Origin of the sequence: Glycomyces xiaoerkulensis, assembly GCF_002798405.1 — a bacterium.
GTDB classification, from domain to species: domain Bacteria; phylum Actinomycetota; class Actinomycetes; order Mycobacteriales; family Micromonosporaceae; genus Glycomyces; species Glycomyces xiaoerkulensis.
In genome coordinates, this window is the sequence record NZ_PGGV01000003.1 from 191,607 (window position 1) to 201,290 (window position 9,684).

A 9,684-nucleotide genomic window follows, 5' to 3' on the forward strand; every position below is an offset into this window, starting at 1 on the left:
ATGACCACTATTGATACCGATCCTCGCGAGGCCTTCGCCGAGCGGTTGATCGAGGACGTGACCCGATCGCTGGAGACGCTCAGCGTCTACCTCGGCACCAAACTGGGGCTCTACCACGCGCTCACCGACCTCGGCGACGCGAACCCGGCCGCGCTCGCCGACGCGGCCGCCATCGACGCCCGGTACGCGCGCGAATGGCTCGAACACCAGACCAGCGCGGGCTACCTCGCCTGCGACGACCTCACCGCTCCGGCCGATGAGCGCCGCTACCGGATTCCCGAGGCCCACGCCGAGGTGCTGACCGACGCCGACAGCCCCTTCCACGTCGCGCCCGCGGTCCGGATGCTCGCCGGTGTGACCAGCGTGCTCCCACAGGTCCTGGACGCCTACCGCACCGGCGGCGGCGTCCCGTACGGCGACTACGGCGAGGACATCAGGCGCGGCATCGCCGGGATCAACCGGCCCATGTTCCTCCACGAGCTGCCCGAGTGGATCGCCGCGGTCCCCGAGGTCGACCGGCGGCTGCGCGAGAGCACGCGACCTCGCATCCTCGACCTCGGATGCGGCTGCGGCCACTCCACACTCGAGCTGGCCCGCGCCTACCCGAACGCGCAGGTCGTGGGCGTCGACCTCGACAAGGACTCGATCGTCGAGGCGCGCGCCGCGGCGAACGAGGCCGACCTGACCGGCCGCGTGTCCTTCACCGATGCAGACGCCGCCGAGCTGGCCACCGAACAGCGCTTCGAACTGGTCACGATGTACGAGACCCTGCACGACATGGGCGACCCGGCCGGCGTCCTGCGGACGGCCCGCTCGCTGCTCTCCGACGGCGGCGCCGTGCTGGTCGGCGACGAGCGCGTCGCCGACGACCTCAGCGCCGACGGCGACCTGCTCGAACGATTCCAGTTCGGATGGAGCGTCCTGCACTGCCTCCCGGCCACCATCGCCGAGGACCCGGTGGAGGCCAACGGCACCATGCTCCGCGCCCCCACCGTCGCCCGCTGGGCCGCTGAAGCGGGCTACGCCGACTTCGAAGTGGCCCCCATCGAGAACGACTTCTGGCGGTTCTACCTCATGCGCGGCTAGCGGGCCCGGCGCACTCCCGCCCGGTCGGTACGCTCGTAGGCGGACCCCGAAAGGAGACGCATGCGCCAACTGCAGCGCCACTCGAGATGGATCGCGCTGGCCGTGGTCATCGCGATGGCCTCGCCGTTCCTCGCCCAGGGCCTCGGGGCGCTGATGTCGATCGATCCGGGCTTCCTGACCGCGGCGCTCCTGATCGGCACCGCGGTGATGATCGTGTCGCTCGCCTGGCCCCGCGAGGACGAGGACCGGGACTGAAGGCCGCACCGTCCGGCGGCACCACGGCCCGCACCGGCCTCAGGCGAGGCGGCCGTAGGCGTCCAGGGTGCGGAGCCGCGCCAAGGTCAGGAAGCCGCCCCACTCATGGGTCACCACCGGCGTCCACATCGGGAAATTCGGCCCCCAGCCGCCGTCGTCTGACTGGGCGTCGATGAGGGCGTCGAGGTGCCGGTCGATCTCCTCTTCGGTGAACAGGCGCCGGGCCGTCGCATCCGGGCTCGGAGCCAGGTCGAGCGGCGAGTGCACGTGCCCGGGCGCGTCGGGATCGAGCGCGGCGGCCCCGCGCAGCGAGTCCCGCAGCCGGTCGAATTCGGCCTCGGCCCGATCGCGGTCGCCCACGCGCTCCAGGAACGCCAGGACGCAGAGGGCGTCGTAGGCGCCGACCTCGCTCAGACCGGCGATACGGTCCCAGCAGAACGCGGTCGCCGCCTCCAGCCATGGGTGGTCGACGTCATGCGCGTGCAGCAGCCCCGCCAGCGGCGCGGTCGGATTGATCGACGCCGGCGCCGGACCGTCGGGCCCGCCCTGCGGCTGCCACCACGGCGCGCGCTCGGCGTCGACCACGTTCGGCAGCACCCACGGCACCCCGCCTTCGTCGGTGGAGTGCTTCTCCAGCCAGTCGCAGGCAGCGCGCACCGCCGGGTCGTCGAAGCCGCCGATCTCGTCGAGGATCCAGAAGGCGATCTCGATCTGCTGCGGCTGGCCGGTGGCCCCGCGCAGGTCGGGCTCCAGAGCGAGAGCGAACGCGCCGTCGCGGTTCCGGTATCCGTGCAGAGCGCTGCGCACCGGCTCGGGGTCGCCCCCGCGGAAGGCGTGTTCGAACCGCCGTCGTTCGATGAGCCTGGCGTTGCGGACCAGGTAGCGTTCGGCGTCGGCGAACCGCTCCCTGCTGAGCTGTTTCATCCCGGCATCCCTTCGTCGGTTCATGAGCGGCCGACCGTACAGCCGGGGTCGGACAGGCCGGGCTCAACCGGCAGCGGTGCTCTCGAAGGCACGAAGGAGTTCGGGGTCGAGCAGCACGAAGCGGATGTCGGCGATGGATCCGTCGGCGGCGGTGACGGTCTCGTAGGCGATCCGGGCGGCCGATTCGGCCGGCCAGCCGTAGGCCCCGGCGGAGACCGCCGGGAACGCGATCGAATCGGCGCCGAGGTGGTCGGCGACCTGCAGCGAGTTTCGGTAGCACGACGCCAGCAGCTCAGAGCGGTCCTCATCGGGGGAGTAGACGGGGCCGACGGTGTGGATGACCCACCGCGCCGGGAGGTTCCCGGCCGTGGTCGCGACCGCCCGGCCGACCGGCAGCCCTTGGGCGAACTGGCTCGACCGCAACTGCCGGCACTCCTCGAGGATGGCCGGCCCGCCACGTCGGTGAATGGCGCCGTCGACGCCCCCGCCGCCCATCAAGGAGGAGTTCGCGGCGTTGACGATCGCGTCAACGCGCTGCTCGGTGATATCGCCGCTGATGATCCTTACCGCCATACCCGCATTGAAACATGGGATTGCGATTGGTGCGTGAGGTGGGCATTTTACGGCTTGTGATGATTTTGGGCGGTGGCGTCCCGGCTCGAGGCGGATGTCGTTGCGGCAGCGCCGCGGCCGTGCCGACCGGATCGGGCACCGCCGTGTATAACCGATGCGAGTGAGCACGATCGTCACCGTAACCGCCAACCCGAGTCTCGACCGCACCGTCCGGGTCGACCGGCTGCGCCGCGGCCGCCTCCAGCGCGCCCGACCCGTGCGTACCGACGCCGGCGGCAAGGGCGTCAACGTCTCCCGCGCGCTCGCCGCCCACGGCCTGCCCACCCGCGCGGTCCTGTCGGTCGGCGGCGGCACCGGCGCCGAGCTGCTCGCCCTGCTGGAACGGGACGGCGTCCCCCACACCGCGGTGCCCGTGGCCGAACCGGTCCGGTCCAACCTCACCGTCGCCGAAGCCGACGGCACCGTCACCAAGCTCAACGAGCCCGGGCCCCGCCTGACCCCGGCCGAGGCCGAAGCGCTCCTGGCGGCGGCCGCCGACCCGCACGCGGCGTGGATCGCCGGTTGCGGGAGCCTCCCGCCGGGCGCCCCCGACCACAGCTACGCCCGCCTGGTCGAACGCGCCCGCGCCGCCGGAGCCGGAACCGCCGTCGACACCTCCGGCCCGGCGCTCAACGCCAGCCTCGACGCCGGACCCGACCTGGTCAAACCCAACCTCGACGAGCTCGCCGCCGCCTCCGGGGCACCCGTGGCCACCCTCGGCGACGCGGTCAAAGCCGCCGAACTCCTGCGCGGCCGCGGCGCCGGCGCGGTCCTGGCCACCCTCGGCGCCGACGGCGCGATCCTGGTCGACGACTCGGGCATCCACCATGCCACCGCCCCTGCCGGCCCCGTGGTCGGCACCGTCGGCGCCGGCGACGCCGCCCTCGCCGGGTTCCTCGCCGCGGGCGGGGCCGGGCCCGGCGCGCTGGCGGCCGCCGTCGCCTGGGGCGCCGCCGCCGTCACGCTGCCGGGCAGCCGCGTGCCCGGCCCGGACGACATCGGGCTCGACGCGGTCGCGACGACGCCGTCCCCGGACCTCGGGCGGGTGCTGGCCTGACGTCCGCTACCAGCGGTCGTGAACCTGCGGGCGGATCAGCTCGTCGTAGACCGCCGCGACCTCGGCGTGGGTCCGGGACGGCAGCGGCGCGAAACCGGCCGCCGCGGCATTGCCCTCGGCCTGGGCGGCGTTGCGCGCGCCGGGGATGACCACCGAGACGCCCGGCTGGTCCAGGATCCAGCGCAGCGCGAACTGCGCCATCGACATCCCCTCGGGCACCAGCGGGCGCAGCCGGTCGACCGCGGCCAGCCCGGTCTCGTAGTCCACACCGGCGAACGTCTCGCCGACGTCGAACGCCTCGCCGTGCCGGTTGAAGTTGCGGTGGTCGTCGGCGGAGAACGTCGTGGCCGAGGTGTACTTGCCCGACAGCAGCCCCGAGGCGAGCGGGACGCGGGCGATGATGCCTACCCCGGCCTTCTCGGCCGCCGGCAGGACCTCGTCGAGGGGCTTCTGGCGGAACGGGTTGAGGATGATCTGCACCGTCGCCACGTTCGGGCGCGCTATCGCCGCCAGCGCCTGGTCGCAGGTCTCGACGCTCACCCCGTAGGCGCGCATGCGGCCCTCCTCGACCATCGCGTCGAGTTCGTCGAAGACCGCCTCGGAGTGGTAGACCGGCGTCGGCGGGCAGTGGAGCTGCACCAGGTCGATGGTGTCGACGTCCAGATTCGCCCGCGAGTCGTCGTTCCAGGCCCGGAAGTGGTCGCGGTCGTAGTTGTCCGGGACCTGCTCCACCCGGCGCCCCATCTTGGTGGCCACCGTGATGCCCGGGTGGCGCTTCAGCAGCGCGCCGATGAACCGTTCCGAGCGTCCGTCGCCGTAGACGTCGGCGGTGTCGAAGAACGTCACCCCGGCCGCGATCGCGGCCTCCAGGGCGGCGTCGGCGTCCTGCTCGCTCACCTCGCCCCAGGCGGCGCCGATCTGCCAGGCGCCGAATCCGATGACGCCGATCCGGGTGCTGGTCCTGCCGAGTGTTCGCTGTTCCATGTCCGCGAGCATAGCGAGTCGAACTCGGAAGGCCGCGGTAGCGCGACGGATGCGCGCCTTCATATAACCCATTTACAAAGGTGGCCGGCCGACGTACGCTTCAATCCATGAAGTCCACCTCGCGCGATATCCGCATCCGGAACTGCTTCTCGGTGCTCCGGCATCTCATAGCGGACAACCCGACCTCGCGGCAGCTCGTCGCCAGGGAGACCGATCTCAGCGTCGCCACCGTCTCGAACCTGGTGACCGACCTGATCGAGCTCGGCGTCGTCGTCGAGGTCGGACGCGAGGAATCCGGCGGCGGCCGCCCCCGCGCGCTGCTGGCCCCCCACACCTCCGGCGGCGTGCTCATCGGCGTGGACGTCGCCGAGACCTACGTGCACCTGGAGGTCTACGACCTCGGCCTGACCGTGGTCGACCGCGTCTGGCAGCCCCTCGACACCAGCGAGAACACCCCCGACGAGGTCATCGGCCACCTCGTCGACGGGATAGAGACCGTCTCCGACCGCCTCGGCGGGCGGCCGATCCTCGGCCTCGGCGTGAGCCTGCCCGGCCAGGTGGACGTGGCGGGCGGCGTGTCCACCTTCGCCCCCAACTGGAACTGGCGCAACGTGCCCTTCCGCGCCCTGCTGACCGAGCGCCTCCGGGTCGACGTGCCGGTCTACCTCGACAACCCGCTGAAGACGGTGACGGTCGGCGAGCTGTGGTTCGGCGACGGGCGCGGCGTCGACCGCCTCGCGGTGGTCAACCTCGGCACCGGCGTCGGCGCCGGCCTGGCCTTCAACGGCGACCTGTACCGGGGCGCCACCAACTCGGCCGGGGAGTGGGGGCACACCACCATCGACCCCGACGGACCGCAGTGCCGCTGCGGCGCTCGCGGCTGCGTCGAAGCCCACGTGGGCGCCCCGGCCATCCTGCGCCGGTGGGGCGAGCTCGATCCCCGCGCGGCCGAAGGATCGCAGGCAGAGGCGCTGGCGGCGCTGGCGGCGGCCTGGCGGGCGGGGGAGGACTCGGCGGTGCGGACCGTCGAGGCGGTCTCGCGCAGTCTCGCGCTCGGGGTGGCGAACCTGGTGAACATCGTCAACCCGGACCTGGTGGTCCTCATCGGGTGGGTCATGAGGGAACTGGGGGAGGGACTGCTGCCCGAAGTGGAGCGGCGGCTTCCCGAGCAGGCGATGGAGGTCCCGCTGAAGGCCCTGGAGCTCAAGGTGAACCACCAGACCCGCAACATGGTGAGCCTCGGCGCGGCGGCGCTCGCGCTCGAGGGGCATCTCAATCTGATCAACACCGTCGGAGCCCGCTCGCGACGCTGAGTTCGAGGACGCCCCAGGCATATTCGAATTTCAGCGGCCACCGGCGGGCTGCTCGTGGGAGCGCGCCCGTGAGAAACCTTAATTCAACCCATTGACAAAGGGAGTTAGCTCCGGCAAGACTGGGGTGAATCGATGAGTGTTGGTCTCCGCCGCGGCATCGATCATCGGTCGAGGTCGCGCTGGAGCCCTTCGCTCAACCTCTCGGAAGATCAAGGAGTTTGACATGGTCGCTTCAGGCAAGGGTTTCGGTGGTTCGTTTTCGGGGCCGGTGTTGGGTCGTCGGGGTGTGTTCGCGTTGGGCGGGTTGTCCGCTGGTGCGGGTGTGTTGTCGGCGTGTGGTGGTAATACCGGGCGTGGGGAGGCCGATGGTGACGGTCCGGTGTTGTCGCAGTGGTATCACGAGTACGGGGAGGCCGGGACGCAGCAGGCGGCGTTGGATTATGCGGCGGCGTATCCGGATGCGCGGGTGGGGGTGGAGTGGATCCCGGGTGATTACGATGCGGCGTTGTCGTCGGGGCTGCTGGCCGAGGACGAGGCGCCGGACTGTTTTGAGAGTCATCTCAATCGGGGGATGGTCGAGGCCGGGCAGTTGGAGCCGTTGGATGACCTGGTCGCGGATGTTATCGATGACATTCCGGAGTCGGATCTGGCGCGGAATACGCTGGATGGGACGGTGTACGGGATTCGGATGATCGATGATCCGCAGTACATCGTGTATCGGCCGAGCATGTTCGAGGCGGCCGGGATCGCCGGGCCGCCGGAGACGTTCGATGAGTTGGTCGATATGGCCGTGGAGTTGGATTCCGGTGAGGTCAAGGGCATCGATTTCGGTGAGGCCAGCGGGGCCGACCGGTTGGGTCAGCACATGATCCACAGTCTGGGGTTGTCGTTCATCGGCGCCGACCGGCAGGCGGGGTTCGATGATGCGCGGATGGCCGAGGGGGCGGGGTCGGTGCGTCGGTTGTCGGAGTCGGGGGCGCTGCTGCTGGGGGCGCCGACCGCGTGGTGGGATCCGTCGTCGATGCTGCAGGGGTTGACGGCGATGTCGTGGACGGGCCTGTGGACGATGCCGGCGCTGTTGGAGGGGTTGGGCGATGATATCGGGATCTTCCCGTGTCCGGGCTTCGCCGGGGGGGCGCCGACGGTGTTCAACGGGGGCTGGTCGGCGTTTGTGAACGCGAACGGCCCGAATGTGGAGGCGGCCAAGGCCTTCACCAAGTGGTTGTGGGTCGATCATGAGGAGTTCATTCTGGATTGGTGCCTGTCGTACGGGTTCCATATCCCCTCGCGGTTGTCGCTGCGGGCCCAGGCCGATGAGTTGACCTCGGGGCCGGCGGCGGAGGCGGTGGCGATCGCCGATGAGTTCGGGTGGGCCGAGGATCCGGATTGGACGCCGGCGATGAACACGGCGGTCAACGACATGATGAGCAACATCGTCATCGAGGGGGCCGATCCGGAGGAGGAGTTGGCCGCGGCGGTGGCGACGGTCAACGACGAGCTCGACGGGATCTTCGGGTAGCGGGGCCGGCGGTGACCGAAACCGAAACCGAAACCGAGACCGGCACCCCCGGCCCCGGCCCCGGCTCCGGCTCCGGCCCTGGTGCTGATACCGGGGCCGGGGCGGGCCGGTCGGGGGTGTCGTGGCGTGCCCGGGTCGGCCGGCGTCTGGGGAGCCGGGGCGCGGCGTTCTGGTATTTCGTGGGGCCGTTCCTGGCCGGGTTGGTGATGTTCACCTATGTGCCGGTGGCCTGGTCGGCGTTTTTGTCGTTTTTCGATGCGCGCAACACCGTGACGCCGGCGGCCGAGGACTTCGTGGGGTTCGCCAATTTCGCCTCGATGTTGACCGATGCGAACTTCCTGCGGAGTCTGTGGACGTTCACCCTGTTCGCGGCGATCATCGTGCCGGTCACGTTCGCCGCTTCGCTGGGGTTGGCGTTGGCGGTCAACCGGGTTCGGGTGGCGCGGGCGTTCTTCCGGTCGGTGTTCTTTCTGCCGTTCGCCTGTTCGTATGTGCTGGCCTCGCTGGTGTGGAAGATGTCGATCTTCACCGGGGTGCATTACGGGCTGGTGAACACGGTGCTGGGCTGGTTCGGGGTCGGGCCGATCGCGTGGTTGAACGGGAATGATCCGCCGTGGTTCTGGCTGGTGATCGCGACGCTGCGGTTGTGGATCCAGTGCGGGTTCTACATGATTCTGTTCATCGCCGCGCTGCAGCAGATCCCCGAGCATTTGTATGAGGCGGCGTATGTGGACGGGGCGAAGCCGGGGCGGCAGACGTTCTGGCATATCACGCTGCCGGGGCTGCGGGCGACGTCGGTGGCGGTGCTGATGCTGGTGCTGATCCAGGCCTATCAGGCCTTCGATGAGTTCTGGAACCTGCTGCCGAACTCGGGGAACGTGCCCTATGGGCGGACGCCGTTGGTGTATTTGTTCCATACCTCGTTGGGGACGGTGCAGGATCTGGGTCGGGGTTCGGCCGGGGCGTTGATCCTGGCGTTGTTGATCGCGTTGGTGACGCTGTTCCAGGGCAAGGTCCTGGGCTTCGGCAAACCGGAAGGACGGTGAGGGCGATGGTGGCGGCTGGTGTGAAGGGCCGGCGGCGGCCGGTGGGCTACCGGCCCGGGGCCGGCTCGGCCGCCTCCCGGGCGGCCAACCTGGTCGGCCTGTCGCTGCTGGCGGCGGTGTTTCTGGTGCCGTTCTATCTGATCGTGCGCAATGCCCTGGCCACGACCGAGGAGATCACCGCGCCGGGGTGGATGTGGTTTCCCTCCTCGCCGGCGTGGTCGAACGTGGCCGAGTTGTTCAACGATCCGAAGGTGCCGATGGGGCGGAGTCTGTGGAACTCGGCGGTGGTGGGGGTGCTGACCACGGTCGGGACGCTGTTTCTGTGTTCGACCGCCGGGTACGGGCTGGCCCGGATCTCCCACCGGCATGCGAACAAGATCTTCTATGCGATTCTGGCGACGTTGATGGTGCCCAGCGCGATCACGTTCGTGCCCAGTTTCGTGCTGGTCTCCAGCCTGGGGTGGGTCTCGGATCTGCGGGGGTTGATCATCCCGCCGTTGTTCAACGGGTTCGTGGCCTTTTTGTGCCGGCAGTACTTCCTGAGCTTCCCCAGAGAGCTGGAGGAGGCCGCCCGGGTGGACGGGTTGGGCTACTGGGGTGCGTTCTGGCGGATCGTGATGCCGAACTCGAAGGGGTTCATGGCCGCGATGGCGGTGATCACGTTCGTGACCTCGTGGAATGCGTTCCTGTGGCCGTTGGTGATCGGGCGGTCGCCTGACTCGTGGACGGTGCAGGTGGCGTTGTCGACGTTTCTGACCTCGCAGTCGATCAATCTGCCGCAGTTGTTCACCGCCGCGGCGGTCGCGATCCTGCCGCTGGTGTTCGTGTTCTTGTTCCTGCAGCGGTATCTGGTCCAAGGCGTCGCCCAAACCGGACTCAAAGGCTGAA

General features: G+C 69.8%; 10 protein-coding genes. 7 read left to right on the forward strand and 3 right to left on the reverse strand.

Features of this window, described 5'->3' with window-relative positions:
* On the forward strand, nucleotides 1-1,086 hold the full coding sequence (locus tag CUT39_RS00815; protein WP_100444042.1) for a class I SAM-dependent methyltransferase: 1,086 nt from the start codon (nucleotides 1-3) through the stop codon (nucleotides 1,084-1,086).
* Nucleotides 1,087-1,146: 60 nt separating this feature from the next.
* Nucleotides 1,147-1,341, forward strand: coding sequence for a hypothetical protein (locus tag CUT39_RS00820; RefSeq protein ID WP_100444043.1), 195 nt, complete (start codon nucleotides 1,147-1,149; stop codon nucleotides 1,339-1,341).
* A 39-nt stretch (nucleotides 1,342-1,380) separates the two neighbouring features.
* Here the strand turns inward: CUT39_RS00820 and CUT39_RS00825 are convergent, their stop codons facing one another.
* Complete coding sequence (locus tag CUT39_RS00825; RefSeq protein WP_100444044.1) at nucleotides 1,381-2,265, reverse strand: hypothetical protein; 885 nt, start codon at nucleotides 2,263-2,265, stop codon at nucleotides 1,381-1,383.
* Nucleotides 2,266-2,328: 63 nt separating this feature from the next.
* Complete coding sequence (locus CUT39_RS00830) at nucleotides 2,329-2,838, reverse strand: O-acetyl-ADP-ribose deacetylase (protein ID WP_100444045.1); 510 nt, start codon at nucleotides 2,836-2,838, stop codon at nucleotides 2,329-2,331.
* Nucleotides 2,839-2,998: 160 nt separating this feature from the next.
* Here CUT39_RS00830 and pfkB point away from each other — a divergent pair, with 160 nt between their 5' ends.
* Nucleotides 2,999-3,934, forward strand: a complete 936-nt coding sequence (gene pfkB / locus CUT39_RS00835; RefSeq protein WP_232805504.1) for a 1-phosphofructokinase — start codon at nucleotides 2,999-3,001, stop codon at nucleotides 3,932-3,934.
* A gap of 6 nt (nucleotides 3,935-3,940) precedes the next feature.
* Here the strand turns inward: pfkB and CUT39_RS00840 are convergent, their stop codons facing one another.
* Nucleotides 3,941-4,918, reverse strand: a complete 978-nt coding sequence (locus tag CUT39_RS00840) for an aldo/keto reductase (protein WP_100444066.1) — start codon at nucleotides 4,916-4,918, stop codon at nucleotides 3,941-3,943.
* A gap of 107 nt (nucleotides 4,919-5,025) precedes the next feature.
* Between CUT39_RS00840 and CUT39_RS00845 the strand changes: the two genes are divergently transcribed.
* The 4 genes from CUT39_RS00845 (at nucleotide 5,026) to CUT39_RS00860 (ending at nucleotide 9,683) form a co-directional block, all read left to right on the forward strand.
* On the forward strand, nucleotides 5,026-6,231 hold the full coding sequence (locus CUT39_RS00845) for an ROK family transcriptional regulator (RefSeq protein WP_100444047.1): 1,206 nt from the start codon (nucleotides 5,026-5,028) through the stop codon (nucleotides 6,229-6,231).
* Between the two features lie 223 nt (nucleotides 6,232-6,454).
* A complete protein-coding gene (locus CUT39_RS00850) occupies nucleotides 6,455-7,750 on the forward strand; it encodes an ABC transporter substrate-binding protein (RefSeq protein WP_100444048.1) in 1,296 nt (431 codons plus the stop codon).
* A 116-nt stretch (nucleotides 7,751-7,866) separates the two neighbouring features.
* Nucleotides 7,867-8,796 carry a carbohydrate ABC transporter permease gene (locus CUT39_RS00855; RefSeq protein WP_408611076.1) on the forward strand — a complete coding sequence of 310 codons (930 nt, stop codon included), beginning with the start codon at nucleotides 7,867-7,869 and terminating at the stop codon, nucleotides 8,794-8,796.
* 5 nt (nucleotides 8,797-8,801) lie between these two features.
* Complete coding sequence (locus CUT39_RS00860; RefSeq protein WP_100444068.1) at nucleotides 8,802-9,683, forward strand: carbohydrate ABC transporter permease; 882 nt, start codon at nucleotides 8,802-8,804, stop codon at nucleotides 9,681-9,683.
* Nucleotide 9,684 lies beyond the last annotated feature (1 nt).

Bases quoted from the DNA above. Each gene is read 5' to 3' on its own strand.
- CUT39_RS00815 (WP_100444042.1), top strand. From the start codon at position 1: ATGACCACTATTGATACCGATCCTCGCGAGGCCTTCGCCGAGCGGTTG.
- CUT39_RS00820 (WP_100444043.1), top strand. From the start codon at position 1,147: ATGCGCCAACTGCAGCGCCACTCGAGATGGATCGCGCTGGCCGTGGTC.
- CUT39_RS00825 (WP_100444044.1), bottom strand. From the start codon at position 2,265: ATGAAACAGCTCAGCAGGGAGCGGTTCGCCGACGCCGAACGCTACCTG.
- CUT39_RS00830 (WP_100444045.1), bottom strand. From the start codon at position 2,838: ATGGCGGTAAGGATCATCAGCGGCGATATCACCGAGCAGCGCGTTGAC.
- CUT39_RS00840 (WP_100444066.1), bottom strand. From the start codon at position 4,918: ATGGAACAGCGAACACTCGGCAGGACCAGCACCCGGATCGGCGTCATC.
- CUT39_RS00845 (WP_100444047.1), top strand. From the start codon at position 5,026: ATGAAGTCCACCTCGCGCGATATCCGCATCCGGAACTGCTTCTCGGTG.
- CUT39_RS00850 (WP_100444048.1), top strand. From the start codon at position 6,455: ATGGTCGCTTCAGGCAAGGGTTTCGGTGGTTCGTTTTCGGGGCCGGTG.
- CUT39_RS00860 (WP_100444068.1), top strand. From the start codon at position 8,802: ATGGTGGCGGCTGGTGTGAAGGGCCGGCGGCGGCCGGTGGGCTACCGG.